General features: G+C 70.9%; 13 protein-coding genes. 7 read left to right on the forward strand and 6 right to left on the reverse strand.

The window, feature by feature from the left end; genetic code table 11:
- Nucleotides 1–109 precede the first annotated feature (109 nt).
- Complete coding sequence (locus LWJ43_RS18675; protein WP_277333371.1) at nucleotides 110–1987, forward strand: class I adenylate-forming enzyme family protein; 1878 nt, start codon at nucleotides 110–112, stop codon at nucleotides 1985–1987.
- On the opposite strand, the gene LWJ43_RS18680 is transcribed toward LWJ43_RS18675, so the two are convergent.
- Nucleotides 1974–3251, reverse strand: coding sequence for a M6 family metalloprotease domain-containing protein (locus LWJ43_RS18680; protein WP_277333372.1), 1278 nt, complete (start codon nucleotides 3249–3251; stop codon nucleotides 1974–1976). The genes LWJ43_RS18675 and LWJ43_RS18680 overlap by 14 nt on opposite strands.
- A 262-nt stretch (nucleotides 3252–3513) precedes the next feature.
- Here LWJ43_RS18680 and LWJ43_RS18685 point away from each other — a divergent pair, with 262 nt between their 5' ends.
- Both LWJ43_RS18685 and LWJ43_RS18690 read left to right on the forward strand, forming a co-directional pair.
- On the forward strand, nucleotides 3514–4176 hold the full coding sequence (locus tag LWJ43_RS18685) for a TetR/AcrR family transcriptional regulator (protein ID WP_277335929.1): 663 nt from the start codon (nucleotides 3514–3516) through the stop codon (nucleotides 4174–4176).
- Between the two features lie 194 nt (nucleotides 4177–4370).
- A complete protein-coding gene (locus tag LWJ43_RS18690) occupies nucleotides 4371–5891 on the forward strand; it encodes an MFS transporter (RefSeq protein WP_277333373.1) in 1521 nt (506 codons plus the stop codon).
- Between the two features lie 99 nt (nucleotides 5892–5990).
- Here LWJ43_RS18690 and LWJ43_RS18695 read toward each other — a convergent pair whose 3' ends face one another.
- On the reverse strand, nucleotides 5991–6503 hold the full coding sequence (locus LWJ43_RS18695; RefSeq protein WP_277333374.1) for a MarR family winged helix-turn-helix transcriptional regulator: 513 nt from the start codon (nucleotides 6501–6503) through the stop codon (nucleotides 5991–5993).
- Nucleotides 6504–6686: 183 nt separating this feature from the next.
- Here LWJ43_RS18695 and LWJ43_RS18700 point away from each other — a divergent pair, with 183 nt between their 5' ends.
- The gene (locus LWJ43_RS18700) at nucleotides 6687–7469 is read left to right on the forward strand and encodes a dioxygenase family protein (RefSeq protein WP_277333375.1); all 783 of its coding nucleotides are present in this window, start codon (nucleotides 6687–6689) and stop codon (nucleotides 7467–7469) included.
- On the opposite strand, the gene LWJ43_RS18705 is transcribed toward LWJ43_RS18700, so the two are convergent.
- Entirely contained in the window at nucleotides 7417–7998 is a 582-nt protein-coding gene (locus LWJ43_RS18705) for a GNAT family N-acetyltransferase (RefSeq protein ID WP_277333376.1), read from the reverse strand. The genes LWJ43_RS18700 and LWJ43_RS18705 overlap by 53 nt on opposite strands.
- A gap of 147 nt (nucleotides 7999–8145) precedes the next feature.
- On the opposite strand from LWJ43_RS18705, the gene LWJ43_RS18710 reads away from it, so the two are divergent.
- Nucleotides 8146–9147: a sigma-70 family RNA polymerase sigma factor gene (locus LWJ43_RS18710; RefSeq protein WP_277333377.1), complete on the forward strand. Its 1002-nt coding sequence runs from the start codon at nucleotides 8146–8148 to the stop codon at nucleotides 9145–9147.
- Between the two features lie 114 nt (nucleotides 9148–9261).
- On the opposite strand, the gene LWJ43_RS18715 is transcribed toward LWJ43_RS18710, so the two are convergent.
- From LWJ43_RS18715 to LWJ43_RS18725, 3 genes are all read right to left on the reverse strand, one after another.
- The gene (locus tag LWJ43_RS18715) at nucleotides 9262–10251 is read right to left on the reverse strand and encodes a helix-turn-helix transcriptional regulator (protein WP_277333378.1); all 990 of its coding nucleotides are present in this window, start codon (nucleotides 10249–10251) and stop codon (nucleotides 9262–9264) included.
- Nucleotides 10252–10338: 87 nt separating this feature from the next.
- Nucleotides 10339–11085, reverse strand: coding sequence for a DUF6227 family protein (locus tag LWJ43_RS18720; protein WP_277333379.1), 747 nt, complete (start codon nucleotides 11083–11085; stop codon nucleotides 10339–10341).
- A gap of 187 nt (nucleotides 11086–11272) precedes the next feature.
- A complete protein-coding gene (locus tag LWJ43_RS18725; RefSeq protein ID WP_277333380.1) occupies nucleotides 11273–12370 on the reverse strand; it encodes a P1 family peptidase in 1098 nt (365 codons plus the stop codon).
- 179 nt (nucleotides 12371–12549) lie between these two features.
- Between LWJ43_RS18725 and LWJ43_RS18730 the strand changes: the two genes are divergently transcribed.
- The gene (locus tag LWJ43_RS18730; RefSeq protein ID WP_277333381.1) at nucleotides 12550–13698 is read left to right on the forward strand and encodes an MFS transporter; all 1149 of its coding nucleotides are present in this window, start codon (nucleotides 12550–12552) and stop codon (nucleotides 13696–13698) included.
- Nucleotides 13695–16019: a molybdopterin oxidoreductase family protein gene (locus tag LWJ43_RS18735; RefSeq protein ID WP_277333382.1), complete on the forward strand. Its 2325-nt coding sequence runs from the start codon at nucleotides 13695–13697 to the stop codon at nucleotides 16017–16019. Before LWJ43_RS18730 ends, LWJ43_RS18735 begins: the two co-directional genes overlap by 4 nt.
- Nucleotides 16020–16025: the final 6 nt, after the last annotated feature.

Here is a 16025-nt window from a genome sequence, read left to right on the forward strand (position 1 = left end):
ATGCCGATGCCGCCGGAATGGTGCGAGCCGCCGCGTGGGCTCCTTGACGGGGCCCAGGTGCGGGCATAGCGTCGCCGGGCCGCTGAGCCAGCACGTGGAGAGGCCGTTCGTGCCGCACACCGATCCCAGCCGTTCGCCCGACCCGAAGGACCCGGAGGGCCGCGACCGTACCGAGGAGGATCGCGCCCGTATCGAGGCGTCGCTGACCGCCCCGGGTGCTCCGTTCGCCGTGGTGCGCGCCGAGCACGGGCCGCTCGTCTACGCGAACGGCCCCCGCACCCTGCGTGAGTTCGTCGAGACCACCTGGGCGTTCGGCGACCAGCCGTTCCTCGTCTCGGGGGAACGCACCTGCTCGTACGGTGAGTTCTTCGCGGCCGCCTCCGCGCTGGCCCGGCGGCTCACCGACGCGTACGGGCTCCGCCCCGGGGACCGGGCCGTCGTGGCGATGCGTAATCACCCCGAGTGGCAGATCGCGTTCTGGGCGGTGCAGCTGGCCGGGCTCGTCGCTGTCCCTCTCAACACGTGGTGGACCGAGGGGGAGTTCGGCCACGCCCTCGACGACTGCGAGCCGGCCGTGCTGCTGGTCGACGCGGAGCAGTTGCCGAAGGTGGCCGGGTGGAGCCACAGGGCAGGGGCACGCCTCGTCGTCTTCCGCGACGCGGGAGAGGTCCCGGCCGGTGCTGAGCGGTACGCGGACCTCCCCGAGCCCGATCCGTCGGCGGCGCCGCCCGAGGTGGAGGTCCGGCCCGAGGACGATGCCACGATCATCTACACCTCCGGCACGACGGGGCGGCCCAAGGGGGCGGTGGCCGCCCATCTCGCGCAGGCGGGCGCGGCACTCAATCCGCGCTACCAGGCGGCGGTCTCCGCGCTGTGCCGTGGGGTCATCCCCGGGCAGGGGCCCGCCCCGGTCACTCTGATGACGTTCCCGTTCTTCCACGTCGCGGCGTTCACCAGTCTGTACGCGGCGATGTCGACGGGCGGCACCCTCGTCCTGATGCCGAAGTGGGACGCCGGAGAGGCACTGCGGCTGATCCGGCGGCACGGGGTCACCCACTACGCGGGCGTCCCGGCCACCGCGCTGGAGCTGCTCGCTGCGGCGGAGCGCGCCGGCGACGGTCTGGAGAGCCTGAAGGGGCTCAACACCGGCGGGGCGGCGGCTCCGCCGGACCTGGTCGCGCGGCTCACGGCCCGGCACGGCGAGCGGATCGAGCCGCGCAACGGCTACGGGCTGACCGAGACCAGTGGCGGGGTGCTGGCCAACTTCGGTGCCGCGTACCGGGCTCATCCGGACTCCGTGGGCACTCCGACGCCGGTCACCGAGGTGCGGATCGCCGGTCCCGCGGGCGAGGCGCTTCCCGACGGCGAGGCCGGTGAGCTGTGGTTGCGCGGCCAGTCCCTGGTCCGTGGCTACTGGTGCGACGAGGCGGCGACCGCCGGGGCGTTCGCCGGCGGCTGGTTCCGTACGGGGGATCTCGCCGTCGTCCGGGACGGGCGGGTGTACGTCGTCGACCGGATCAAGGACATGGTGATCCGGGGCGGCGAGAACGTGTACTGCGTGGAGGTCGAGGCCGCGCTGCACGACCATCCCGACGTCGAGGACGCCGCGGTGCTCGGTGTCCCGCATCCCGTGCTGGGGGAGGAGGTCGCGGCGGTCGTCCGGGTGCGCCCGGGTGCCGTCGCGACGGCGGAGGCACTGCGGGCCCACGTGGGCCGGACGCTGGCAGCGTTCAAGGTGCCTGCTCATGTGCTGGTGACACGGGAGCCGCTGCCCCGGAACGCGGCGGGGAAGATTCTCAAGAGGGAGCTGCGCGGCACGCTTCTGCAGCGGCCCGTCGAAGGGGAAGGACCTGCGGCAGGTCAGGAGCGGCCCGTCGAAGGGGAAGGACCTGCGGCAGGTCAGGAGCGGGCGGGCGAAGGGGAAGGGGGAGGGCCTGCGGCCGGTCAGGAGCGGCCCAGCAGGGGCGCAGGGCTCACGGACGGGTGATCCGTATCCGGTAGTTTCCGTCGGGGGATTTCTCCAGCACGGATATCCGTATGCCGTCGGCCCGGTCGGTGAACGTCTCGCCGGGTTCGAACGGGGCGTCGGAGAGCTCGGTGTGGACGTTCGGCCGGCGGGTGCATCCGCCGCTGTCCTCGGTACTGTCCTCGACGGCGACGGGCCCCTGTCCGGTGTCCACGTCGGAACTCACCTTGTAGATGAGGACGCCGGGCCGGCAGACGGCCTCGTCGTTGCCCTCCGTGGTCCGTACCTCCACCGCGTAGCCGGACTGCGCGCTCACCGGTACGAAGACCAGCTTCGGGCCCCCTGTCGTGGCCAGCGGTTCCAGGACGTGGTCGCTGGTGCCGGGCATGGCCGCGCAGTTGACCTGGTCGCTGTCCAGCCAGCCGAGCTTCCACTTGTGCCAGCCCAGGAGGTCGTTGTTGGCCCCCCAGTCCTCGGACATGATGTCCCAGTGCCCCACGGAGCCGCCGCCCTCCATCGTGTAGAGGTCGGGCAGCCCGAAGACGTGGCCGTTCTCGTGGGGGAGCACCCGGTAGCCGGTCTCCGCGTAGGAGCCCGAGCCGTCGTCCTGCCGGCTGTAGACGAAGGAGGTGTTGGAGAGCGGGACGCCGTCGGCGAAGGGCGCGTCGTCGTTGCCGGAGAAGGTCACGGACAGGACGGTGTCCAGCGCGGAGGGCCCTGCGTTGGGGGTGACCAGCACGTTGACCAGGTCGTACTCGGAGAAGTCGACCTTCGGGTCGGCGACGGTCACGAGGTCCTTGACCATCTTGCGGTAGCCCGGTTCGTACGGTGAGCCGCGTTCTATCCCGTACTCGGAGAACGGCAGCGGCATCCGGAGCCAGTCCTTCACGGGCGCCTCGGGCAGATAGGTGAGCCGGCCGTAGGAGCTGGTGCGGAACCAGTCGGAGGTCTGCGGGAAGAATTCCGCGAGCCGGTCCGCCGCCGGTTCCTTCGCCTCCGCGTCGGGGAAGTCGATCATCAGGTTCAGGGCTCTGATCCGGCCGGTGGAGCGCGCGTAGCCCGGTGGTGTCGGTATTCCCTCCGACATCTGCACGCCCATGGCCGTGGGTATCCGGCACGGTGCGAGACCGGTGCCCCGCGGTGTGGCCACCGGTCCGGCGGACGCCCGGCTGGCGACCGGGAGGGTGGTGCTGGCCGATGCCGTCGTCGCGATGACCAGGGCCGTAGCCCCTGCGAGGGCGAGGGGGCGGCGATGTCCGCGTGTCCGGTGGCGTGGCTGCTGCATAGGGCGTCGCCTTCGGTCCGCGGCAGCCGGCCGGCCCCGGGCTGCGCTCACGCGATCAGCCTGAGCCGGGTCGTGGGGGACCGCTCGCTGGGTGCGCCGAAGGAGGGTATTTCTGCTCACTCCCGTTTGTGGCTCAGGTCACACGGTTCGGTGAAATAACCGGGGACGCTCTCCCCGTTTGCACCTGTGTCCCCAGCTAACCGGGGACACGGTCCCCGGTTGCGCCGGAGGGCCGCACGCACCGGAGGGAAGGGCCGTGTCCGTGAAGTCCGTCGACGAAACCGTCACCTGTGCCGCTCGGCGCCGTACGCCCCGCCCGCGGGCCGACGCGCTGCGCAACCGGGAGCGGATCGTGGTGGCCGCGCGTGAGATGTTCGTCGAGTTCGGGCCGGACGTGCCGCTCGACGAGGTCGCACGCAGGGCCGGGGTCGGCAACGCCACGCTCTACCGGAACTTCCCCGACCGGGCGGCCCTGATCCACGAGGTCGTCCTCGCCGTCACATCCCGTACCACCGACCGGTTGGAAGAGGCCGTCGCGGCCGAGTCCGACCCCTTCGCCGCGCTCAGCCGCTTCGTGCACGCGGCGGCCGACGAACGGATCGGCGCCCTGTGCCCGATGCTGGCCGGCGGTTTCGACACCGACCATCCCGACCTGCTCAGCGAGCGGCGTCGCCTCGAAGAGGCCGTCGAAGGGCTCGTCGAGCGAGCCATGTCCGCAGGGAGGCTGCGCACCGACATCGCCGTCGGTGACGTGCTCGTCGCCCTCTCCCAGCTCACCCGGCCGCTGCCCGGCGTCGCCTGCCTGGACATCGACCGGTTCACCCACCGTCATCTGCAGCTCTTCCTGGACGGCCTGGAATTCCCGGCCCGCTCCGAGCTGCCCGGATCGGCGGCGACCTTGGAGGACCTGCGCGCGGGGTCCTGACGCCCGCGCACCGGAGAACCGACCCACAGACCCACGGCCCCCTGCGGCCAGCACCCGCCCCATGAATCCGGCCCGGCCCTGACACAGGGGTCCGGCCGCCGGTTCAGCCCGCCCTTTCTCGGCTCCGTACACGGGTCCGTCCGCGTCCCGTCCGCCGAATTCGCAACTTCTCGTGTCCCTAGGTGGCTACTCCCATGTCGAAAACAGCCGGCACCCTTCCGGATCCCAGTCGCTGGAAAGCGCTGGCGTTCATCGCCCTCGCCCAGCTGATGGTCGTGCTCGACGCGACCATCGTGAACATCGCCCTGCCGTCGGCCCAGACCGACCTGGGCATATCCGACGGCAACAAGCAGTGGGTGATCACCGCGTACGCGCTCGCGTTCGGCGGGCTGCTGCTCTTCGGTGGACGCATCGCCGACCTCTGGGGCCGTAAGCGGACCTTCCTGGTCGGCCTGATCGGCTTCGCCCTGGCCTCCGCGCTCGGTGGTGCCGCCACCGGCCAGGCCATGATGTTCGGCTCGCGCGCCCTGCAGGGTGTCTTCGGGGCCCTGCTCGCACCGGCCGCGCTCTCGCTGCTCGCGGTGATGTTCACCGACGCCAAGGAGCGCGCCAAGGCCTTCGGTATCTACGGGGCCATCGCCGGTGGCGGTGGCGCGGTCGGCCTGATCCTGGGCGGCTTCCTCACCGAGTACCTGAACTGGCGCTGGACCTTCTTCGTCAACATCCCGTTCGCCGTGCTCGCCGCCGCGGGTGCGTACTTCGTCATCCGGGAGCCGGCCGGAAGCCGCAACCGCTCCCCGCTCGACATCCCCGGCGTCGTCCTGTCCACGCTGGGCCTGGTGGCCCTGGTCTACGGCTTCACCCGCGCCGAGTCTGCCGGCTGGTCGGACTCGCTGACCATCGGCATGTTCATCGCCGCCGGTGCACTGCTGATGGCCTTCGTCGTCACCGAGTCGCGGGTGAAGTCCCCGCTGCTGCCGCTGCGTGTCCTGACCGAGCGCAACCGCGGTGGGGTCTACCTGTCGCTGGGGCTCGCCATCATCGCGATGTTCGGGCTCTTCCTCTTCCTCACCTACTACCTGCAGGTGGTCAAGGGGTACACGCCGGTCAAGACCGGTTTCGCGTTCCTGCCGATGATCGCGGGCATGATCACCGGTTCCACCCAGATCGGCGCGCGGCTGATGACCCGGGTCCCGCCGCGGCTGCTGATGGGCCCCGGTTTCCTGGTGGCGGCCATCGGCATGCTGCTGCTGACCCAGCTGGACATCGACACCTCCTACGCGGCCGTCATCCTGCCGGGCCAGCTGCTGCTGGGCCTGGGCATGGGAACGGCGTTCATGCCGGCGATGTCGCTGGCCACGCACGGTATCGAGCCGCGTGACGCGGGTGTGGCCTCCGCGATGGTGAACACCTCGCAGCAGGTCGGCGGTGCCATCGGTACGGCGCTGCTCAACACCATCGCCGCCGGTGCCACCACCGCGTACATCGCCGACCACGCGGCCGGTGCGTCCGACCCGAAGCTGCTTCAGCTGCAGGCCATGGTGACCGGCTTCGCCTCGGCCATCTGGTGGGCGGTCGGCATCCTGGTCGTCGCCTCGGCGATCGCGGTGACGCTGATCAACACCGGACGTCCGGGCACCGGTTCGGCATCCGGCTCGGGGGACCTGGCGGACGGCGTCGAGGACGAGTTCAAGATCCCGGTCGTCGCCCACTGAACGGTGCGCCGGACCGGGGGACCGGTCCGGCGCCGGGCCGCCGGGCGTGACGCCTGACTGCCTTCGATGCCGGTCCCGGCATGTCTGCCCTGGCTCCGCTCAGCGGAGCCAGGGCAGATCCGCGTCCGTGCCCTCCGGCTGCAGGCCGGTGGCGATGACCTGCATGATCTCGCCGAGGCTCTCGACCTGCTGAGGGCTGAGCCGGGCGAACATCGCCTGGCGCACGGCCTCGACGTGTCCCGGTGCGGACCGCGCCAGCATGTCGTAGCCCTCGTCGGTGAGGACGGCGTTCTGGCCGCGCTTGTCGGAGGGACACTCCTCGCGGCGGACCCAGCCGTTCTTCTCCAGTCGTGCGACGGCGTGCGAGAGACGGGACCGGGTGATCTTGGCGTCCTTGGCCAGCTCCGTCATGCGCTTCCGGCGCCGGGGGGCCTGGGAGAGGTTGACCAGCAGGCCGTAGTAGGTGTGCGGCATGCCGGCGTCGCGCTGCAACTGGCGGTCGAGGTGGTCCTCCATGAGCGTGGTGGCATGGAGGTACGCGCGCCACACGCTCTGCTCTTCGTCGGTGAGCCACCGGGGCCCACCGGGTGATGCCGTGGTCATGTACTCCACTGTACGACCTTTTCTTGAAAGTTGAACTAGATAGAGCTAAGGTCTCCGGTAGTTGGAACTTGAAGATTCAAAGATTCGGGTCCGAAGAGCCGATCCGCCGAATCCCAGGTGCTCGCGCGGATGCCCGTTCCCGGTACCTGTAGAGAACACACATACCTTGATCGGCAGAGGAATGGGAGTGTCATGACAGTCACCGCGGAACGTATGCCCGCCCTCTACCTCTCGCACGGTGCGCCGCCGCTCGCCGACGACCCGGTGTGGCCCGGCGAGCTGGCCGCCTGGTCGGCCGGGCTGCCCCGCCCCAAGGCGATCCTGATGGTCTCCGCGCACTGGGAGGAGGCCCCGCTCGCCCTCGGTGCCGTCCAGCCCGTGCCGCTGGTCTACGACTTCTGGGGCTTCCCCGAGCACTACTACCAGGTCCAGTACGCCGCTCCGGGAGCCCCGAAGCTCGCGGACGACGTCCGCAAGCTGCTGCGCGGAGCCGGGACCCCGGTCCAGGACATCCCCGACCGCGGTCTCGACCACGGGGCGTACGTGCCGCTGGTCGAGATGTTCCCGGGCGCCGACATCCCCGTCCTGCAGATCTCGATGCCGACGCTCGACCCGCAGAAGCTGATGGCCATCGGCCGCAAGCTCGCCCCGCTGCGGGACGAGGGTGTGCTGATCGTCGGCAGCGGCTTCTTCACGCACAACCTGGCGGCGCTGCGGCACGCCGGCGGTGGCACCCCCGGCTGGTCCGCCGAGTTCGACGACTGGGGGCACCGGGCGCTCCAGGCGCAGGACGTCGACTCCCTGCTGGACTTCGAGCACGCCTCACCGGCCGGCAGGCTGGCCCACCCGCGCACGGAGCACTTCGCGCCGCTGTTCGTCACGCTCGGCGCGGCCGAGGCCGAGCTCGATCAGGGGCGCAGTGTCATCGACGGCTTCTGGATGGGGCTGGCGAAGCGCTCGGTGCAGTTCGGCTGAGCAGCGGCTTCTCGTACCAGGAGACGTCCCGGTAGCGGCCGAACTTGCGGCCCACCTCCTCGTACGTCCCGACGAGGCGGAAGCCGAAGGCGTCGTGCAGCCGGACCGACGCCTCGTTGGGCAGGGCGATCGCGGCGTAGGCGCGGTGGAGGTCCTCGTCGGCGAGAGCCTCGAAGAGGGCCTTGTAGAGAAGCGTGCCGACGCCGCGGCCCGTGGTGCCCGGCGCGCAGTACACGCTCACCTCGACCGAGGTGCTGTACGCCGCCTTGGGGCGGTACGGGCTGCTGGTGGCATACCCGAGGACATGTGGTGCGTCGTCCCGGGTACCAGGGTCCAGAGCAACCAGAAGCCGATGGGGGCCGTCTTGCGGGTGGGAGCGCAGCCAGGGCAGTCGCTCCTGCGGGGTGAACGTCACCGTGTCGAATGTGAGCGCGGTCTCACGGACGTAATGGTTGTAGATGTCCGTGAGGGCCTCCAGATCGGCCTCCACTCCGGGTCTGACCTGGAGCTCTGTGGGTATCTGCACCATCTGTCCTCCCGTTGGAGGCGACAGGGTACTGCATGATCCCGAAAGTGAATGGTCCCCGTGGGAATTCTGTCCGGATTCCAGTCGTTGTTTCCATCGGATGCAGGGCACCCGGGAGGGTGTCGCGACCTACTCAGCAAGGGAGCTCGCATGGCAACCCGTGCCGTCGCTCGTCGTTCGTCCGCCAGCACCGGCGGGACCGACCGGGCAAGCAGTGTTCGCGCCGTGGGCGGGGAGATCGCCGATCGCGACCTGGTCGGCATGTACCTGGACGAGATCGCTCGCACACCGCTGCTCGACGCAGCCAAGGAGGTAGAGCTCTCCCAGACGATCGAGGCGGGCGTCTACGCCCAGCAGATACTCGACGGTGTCGTGGAGAGCGACGCCGGTGGGGCGAAGCGTGAGGAGCTGGAGGCGCTGGTCGCCGAGAGCGAGCGCGCCAAGGACATATTCATCCGTTCCAACCTCCGACTCGTCGTTGCCGTGGCCAGGCGCTACCCGAGGGCGGGCCTGCCCCTGCTCGACCTGATCCAGGAGGGCAACGCGGGCCTGGTGCGCGCGGTCGAGAAGTTCGACTACGCCAAGGGCTTCAAGTTCTCGACGTACGCCACCTGGTGGATCAGGCAGGCCATCACGCGTTCCATCGCCGACCAGTCCCGCACGATCCGGCTCCCCGTCCACCTCGTCGAGGAGCTCGGCAGGATCAGGCGGGTGCAGCGCGAGTTCAACCGTGAGCACGGGCGCGACCCGGAGCACGCTGAGATCGCCGCCGAGCTGGACTCCACCCAGGAGCGTGTGGGCAACGTCCTGGACTGGGCCCGTGACCCGGTCAGCCTGAACATGTCCGTGGACGACGACGGCGACACCCAGTTCGGGGACCTCCTGGAAGACACCTCCGCCGTGTCGCCCGAGCAGTCCGTGATGACGCTGCTGCGGAGTGAGGAGCTCGAGGACCTGATCGGCAAGCTCGACAACCGGACCGCCTCCATCATCAAGATGCGTTACGGGATCGAGGACGGCCGCGAGCGGACCCTCACCGAGGTGGGCAAGCAGCACGGTCTGACCCGGGAGCGGATCAGGCAGATCGAGAAGCACGCGTTGCTCGAATTGAAGCGAATGGCTCACGACACGGGCTTTGACGCTGCGGCGTGAGCCGATAACCCGTAATCTCACCGTCAAGCCGGTTCGCACCGGCCCGACGACCGGTCTCCTTCCGGTCCCCTGAGCTGAGTCCCGGCGCCCACCCCCCCCGGCGCCGGGGCTCATTCATGTCCGGCCCGCCGCCGGAGGCCGTGCCGCGGCGCGCGAGAGACGGGCACCCAGGACGCCGAGGTGCTCCACCAGCTCCGGCGGTCCGTACGCCTCGAACGCGCAGCCCACCAGGGCGAGCCGCAGGGCCACCCACTCCACGGAGCTCCGGGAGTTCGTGCGGAGCCGGCAGCCGTGTTCACCGCTCGGCTCGATCGTGCCGAGTTCCGCCGGCAGCCGGGCCGCCACGACGTCGGCCGGCGCCTCGAACCGCACGTCGACGGTCAGCTCCGGCTGAAGCCGGGACATCGACCGGGCGAGGAGCTCCGCGCCGTCCTCGTCCCCGGCGGGCAGCTCGCGCGGGTCGAAGCGGGACCCGGTGGCGAACGGCTCACTGATGCGGTCCACCCGGAAGGTGCGCCAGTCCTCGCGGTCCAGGTCGTAGGCGACCAGATACCAGCGGCTGCCCGTGCTCACCAGCCGATACGGCTCGGCCTGCCGCTTCGACGCGACCCCGTCCCTGGCCAGGTAGCCGAAGCGCAGCCGTTCGCGCGCGGTGACGGCCGAGGCGATCACCGTGAGCGTCCGCGGGTCGATGGTCGCGCCGTCGCCGCGGGTGAGGGGCACGGTGGCGTTCTGCAGGGAGGAGACGCGGTGCCGCAGCCGGGCCGGCAGGACCTGCTCCAGCTTGGCCAGGGCTCTCACGGACGCCTCGTCGACCCCTTCGATGGCGTGCCCGGCTCCCGCCCGCAGCCCCACCGCGATGGCCACCGCCTCCTCGTCGTCCAGGAGGAGTGGCGGCATGGCGGTGCCCGCGACCAGCCGGTAGCCGCCGACCGAGCCGCGCGAGGCCTCGACCGGATAGCCGAGGTCCCTGAGCCGGTCGATGTCGCGGCGGATGGTGCGCGGACTGACCTCGAGGCGCCCCGCCAGTTCGCTGCCCGGCCACTCCCTCGGGGTCTGGAGGAGCGACAGCAGACGCAGGAGCCGTGCCGGGGTGTCCGTCATGGGTCCCAGGATGCCGCCCCATCAGGTCAGGATCCGGCCTGATGGGGAAATCCGTCGCCCGGTGCGGGATGCCGGGACCGGACGGCTTCAGCAGATCCGGGTGCGGTCCTCCATGGCCAGGCGCGCGGACCGCTCGTCGTCGTAGACCTCGCACATGTGGCGGCCGTCGGGTGTGGCCGTGTGCTCGACCTCCCACAGGCTCGTCTCGCTGCCGTCCAGCAGGAGGAAGGCGTGCTCGTAGAGCGTGAAACCGGCGTCCCGCCCGTCGACGCGGTACTGGCGGCCGAAGACCTGGGTGATGTGGTGGGCGAAGGCCGCCCGCAGCCGGCCGGCCGTCGCGGCGCCCGGACGGTCGCCGTTCTCCGCGCGGCGCAGGACCCGGCGGGCGTGGTCCGCCGAATTGTCCGGGGCGTAGACACGGGGCAGGGGGGCCGGGGGGACGCTCATGAGCAGCGTGAGCGCCTCCAGGTCGTCCCGCAGGCTGTCGTCACCCAGGGCGGGTGTGTCCCAGTGGCTGCCGGCGAGGCGGGAGGCGGCGAGCTGGGCGTCGCCCTCGTCGTCGTACAGCTCGTGGCGGCGGGGGGCCGGGACGTCCCTGCCGCCTCCGTGCACCAGCTCCCACAGGGTGAGCGTGGTGCCGTCCGAGAGCAGGTAGCTGTGCCGGTAGGTCTCGCGGTGCAGCACGGCGCTGTGGTGGGACGAGTGCAGGGCGCTGCTGTGCGCCAGGGCCGTCCCGAGCCGGTCGACCGTGGTGTCGGAGAGGTCGAAGGAGTTGAGGGCGCATCGCAGGAGTCGCTCGAGGTGCTGCTCGGTTGTCTCGTACGGATCGCTCAAGGTGCTGTCTCCAGGCCGTTGCCGCGTGTTACTTGATGCGTGCATAACGTAGTCCCTGGGTCTGACATCGTGACCGGGGTTCGCAAAAAACGTACGGCGCACGCGGAAAGTTCCCGGTCCTCCGGCGGCGACGCGCGCGAGATCCGGCTGCCCGCCCTCAGTCCCGTACAAGGGTTTCCCGGCCTTCTCAGGACGCGCCGTAGAGGTCGCTGTACGAGGGGAACGTGCCTCCGGGGCCGTCGGCCCCGCGGGCCGCCCTGGCGGCCTTCACGACGGCACGGGCCAGGGCGTCGGCCCCCGCCGCCAGGATGTCGTTGAGCGCGGGGACGGGTTCCGCGGGCAACGGCAGCCGGCCGGTGGAGAGGGCGAAGACGGTGTCCCCGTCGGTGAGGAGGTGCACGGGCCGTACGGCGCGCGCCAGCCCGTCGTGCGCCGTGCCCGCGAGCTTCTGCGCCTGGGCCCTCAGGAGGGCGGCGTCGGTGGCGACGACGGCGATGGTCGTGTTGAGGACGCCGTTCCCCTGGGGGCCGCCGTGGTGGCTCTCGCTCCCCGTGCTCCGGGCCCGGGCGTCCCGGATCTCCGCCAGCCGCCGGCGTGCGGCCTCGTGCACCGGGGGCGCCGGACGCACGGGTGGCTCGCCCACGCCGTACTCCCCGTACAGCACTCCGGTCCGTGGGTCGACGACGGAACCCGCGGCGTTGACGACGACCAGTGCGGCGACCGTGGTCCCGGAGGGCAGGCGGACGCTCGCGGTGCCCACCCCGCCCTTGATCTGCCCCGCCACCGCCCCTGTGCCCGCACCCACCGTGCCCTCGGCGACCCGTGCACCCGGCTCGGAGGCGGCTGCGGCCTCCACTGCGGCGCGGCCCGTCGACGCGTCGGGGCGGGCCCCCCAGTCGCCTCCCCGGCCCAGGTCGAAGAGGCAGGCCGCCGGGACGACGGGCACCACCTGGAAGGGATCCGGGCCGACCCGGACGCCACGCCCCTGCTCCTCGAGCCAGGCCATCACGCCGGACGCGGCGTCGAGTCCGAACGCGCTGCCGCCGGTCAGGACGACCGCGTCGATCCGCTGCACCAGATTGCGCGGATCCAGCGCGTCCGTCTCCCTGGTGCCGGGGCCGCCCCCGCGCACGTCGACCGCGGCCACGGCCCCGCCCTCGGGAGCGAGGACGACCGTGGTGCCGCTCAAGGCACCCTCGCCCCGCACCCGGGCGTGCCCGACGCGGATCCCGGACACGTCCGTCAGTGCGTCCAGCGGGCCGGCGCCGGACTGTTCCTCGGTCATGACGAACTCCTCATGGTGCGGGAGGCGGGGGTGCCGTGTACCGGTGAACGTACAGGCGCCGGCCGGGGAGGCGGCCAAGGGCAGCGGGCCGCCGGGACGCGGGCCACCTGGGCGACGCGGCCACACCATCGGGGTACTCAAACGGGATCAAACGCGTGTTCCGGTCCTACGGTGGCCGGGTGACCGAGCCACCAGAACCGCCCGCCGCAGCCGAGCAGTCCGAGCCCGGTACCCGCACCGGCACCTCCGGCGGACCGCCCGGCCAGGGCCCCTCCGCCGTCGCGAGGGCCGCCCGGCACCTTCCCCGATCCGTCTCGGGGCGCGCGACTCTGGCCGGTGCCGTCGTGTCCGGCCTGCTGGTCCTCGCGATCGTGTTCGGCAGCCGCCTGCTGCACGACTTCGACTCGGCACTCCTGCCGTACGCCGTCGCCACCGTCTTCCTCGCCTTCGGCGTCGCCCACCGCTACACGGTCTGGGTCTCCGCACCCGGCGCCCGACGGCTCTTCAGGAAAGGCTGGAGCAGCCTGTTCTCGGCCGAGAACTTCCGCAGGACGCCCGCCGCGCTGCCGAAGATGACCGCCACCTACCTGGGCTTCCAGAAATTCCTCGGAGCCCGCTCCCACGCGCGCTGGGCCGCCCACCAGCTGATCTTCTGGGGCTGCGTACTCGCCGCGCTGATCACCTTCCCGCTGACCTGGGGGTGGTTCACCTTCACCTCCGGCAGCGGCTCGGGACCCGGCTACGAGATGCGCGTCTGGGGCATCAAGATCCTCGGCTTCGACTCGCTGAACTTCCTCGGCTGGGTGATGTTCCACGGCCTGGACATCGCCGCGGTCCTGGTCATCCCCGGCGCCTCGTACTTCCTCTGGCGCCGCATGAAGGACCGCGGGGCCATCACCGGACAGCGGTTCGCCTACGACATGGTGCCGCTGCTCGCCCTGATCATCATCTCGGTGACGGGCCTGCTGCTCACCTTCTCCTCGATCTTCCTGCACGGCGGAGGCTACGAGTTCCTGGCGATCCTCCACATGGTCTCGGTGGTCTTCACCCTCATCTACATCCCGTTCGGGAAGTTCTTCCACATCGTGCAGCGCCCGGCGGCGGTCGGCATGCAGCTCTTCAAGTACACCGACCGCCAGGACGACGAGGTCTTCCCCTGCCGCCGCTGCGGTGAGGCCATCGACACCGGCCCGTACGTCGAGAACCTGCGCGGCACCATGCGGGACCTCGAACTCGGTTTCGACGCATGGACCGAGTACTGCCCGCGCTGCAAGCGGGTGCTGCGCGGCAACGCCTACCTCACCCAGGTCAAGAAGGGCTTCAAGTGACCGCGGACCCACGCGCAGCCGACGGCCGTACGGCCGTCCCCCTCGACCCCTCGCTCGCTCCGCCCGGCACCCGCGGCTTCCGGGACGCGGGCGGCATCCCGGCCGACCGCTGGCACGCCGACCAGAACGGCGAGACGCTCGTGCCGACGCACTGCTGCTTCTGCGGCGTCCAGTGCGGGATGTACCTCCGCGTGGACCACGGCGGCAAGGTCTTCGGCGTGGAGCCCCGTAACCACGACATCAACCGCATGCGGCTCTGTCCCAAGGGCATCAACGCCTACCAGCAGGTCAACCACCCGGACCGGCTCACCGCACCGCTCATGCGGCGTTCCCGCGACGAGGACCTGCGGGAGGTCTCTTGGGACGAGGCCCTCGACTTCACCGTCTCGGAGATCAAACGCATCCAGCAGGCACACGGGCGGGACGCCTTCGGTGTACTCGGCGGGGCGAGCCTCTTCTCGGAGAAGACCTATCTGGTCGGGAAGTTCGCCCGGGTCGCGCTGAGGACCAGGCACGTCGACTACAACGGCCGGCTCTGCATGGTGAGCGCCGCCGGTGCCAACAAGCTGGCCTTCAACATCGACCGGGCCGGCAACCCCTTCGCCGACATCCTGCTCACCGACTGCCTCCTGCTCGCCGGAGCCAACGTCGGCGAGTGCTTCCCGGTGCTGACGCAGTACGTCTGGGGAGCCCGGGACCGCGGCGCCACACTGATCGTGGTCGACCCGCGCGAGACGGCGGTCGCGCGGACCGCCGACATCCACGTCGCGCTCAAGTCGGGCACCGACTCCGCCTTCTTCAACTCCGTGCTGAACGTGGTGATCGAGGAGGGCCTCACCGACGAGGCCTACCTCGCGGCCCACGCCACCGGCTGGGAGGAGGTCAAGGCCGAGGTCGCCCAGTACCCCCCGTCCCGGGCCGCCGAGATCTGCGGGGTGCCCGCGGAGCAGATCGTCCAGGTCGCCCGCGCCTTCGCCCGCGCACCCAAGGCCATGGCCTTCCACGCCCGGGGCATCGAACACCACACACAGGGCGTGGAGAACTGTCTCAGCGTGATCAACCTGTGTACCGCCACCGGCCACATCGGCAAGCCGGGCGCCGGCTACGGCACTCTCACGGGCCAGGGCAACGGCCAGGGGGGCCGCGAGCACGGCCAGAAGGCCGACCTCCTTCCCGGCGGGCGCTCCATCCTCAACGAGGAGCACCGGCGGCAGATCTGCGAGATCTGGGGCATCGAGGAGTCCGAGCTCCCGGCCGCCGGGACCTCGATGATGGAAATGGTCTGGCAGATGCAGCGCCGGGAGATCCGCGGCCTGATCGGCATCTGCAACAACCCCTTCGTCTCGCTCCCCAACTACGCCGTGGTCAAGGAGGGGTACGACACCACCGAGTTCCACGCCCAGTTCGACTTCTTCCTCTCCGAGACCGCCGCGAACGCGCACGTCGTCTTCCCCGTCACCATCTGGGCCGAGGACGAAGGGGTGATGGCCAACGCCGAGGCCCGGGTCGTCAAGCACAACAAGGCGCAGGAACCGCCGGCCGGAGTGCGGACCGACACCTGGGTGATGTGTGAGATCGCCCGCCGCCTCGGAGCCGGGGACAAATTCGCGTTCGGCAGCTCCCGCGAGGTCTTCGACGAGCTGCGCAGGGCCTCCGCGGGCACGATCATCGACTACTCCGGCATCACCTACGAGCGCCTCGAGGAGACCGGCGGGATCTCCTGGCCCTGCCCGTCCACCGACCACCCCGGCACCCCCCGGCTGTTCGAGGACGGCACGACCTACCACGCGGACGGCAAGATCCACATGCAGGTCGTCGAGTGGCACCCCCCGGCCGACCCGTACGACGACGCGCACCCCCTGACGCTGACCACCGGACGCACCGTCGCCCACTTCCTCTCCGGCAACCAGACCCGCCGACTGGGCGCCCTCGTCGAGCAGACCCCCCGGCCCTGGGCCGAGATCCACCCCGCGCACGGATTCCGCAACGGTGAACCCGTGCGAGTCGTCACCCGGCGCGGCAGCGAGGTCTTCCCCGCCCTGGTGACGGAGGCGATCCGGCCCGACACGGTGTTCATCCCCTACCACTGGCCCGTCCCGACCGCGGCCAACGCCCTGACCATCGACGCCCTCGACCCGCGCTCCAAGATCCCCGAGTACAAGGTCTGCGCCTGCCGCATCGAGCACGCGGCGGAGATCGACGAGGTGCCCGCGCCGCCGGTCGCACCCGGCCACGTCGCCTACCCCGAGACCCAGGTCTCCCGCACCGACCCGTTGCCGCCCACCGCCCCGCAGGGCCGCGGCACCTCGGAAAGGAGCTGATGCCCG

The sequence above is a fragment of the Streptomyces sp. JH34 genome (assembly GCF_029428875.1).
Classification (GTDB): domain Bacteria; phylum Actinomycetota; class Actinomycetes; order Streptomycetales; family Streptomycetaceae; genus Streptomyces.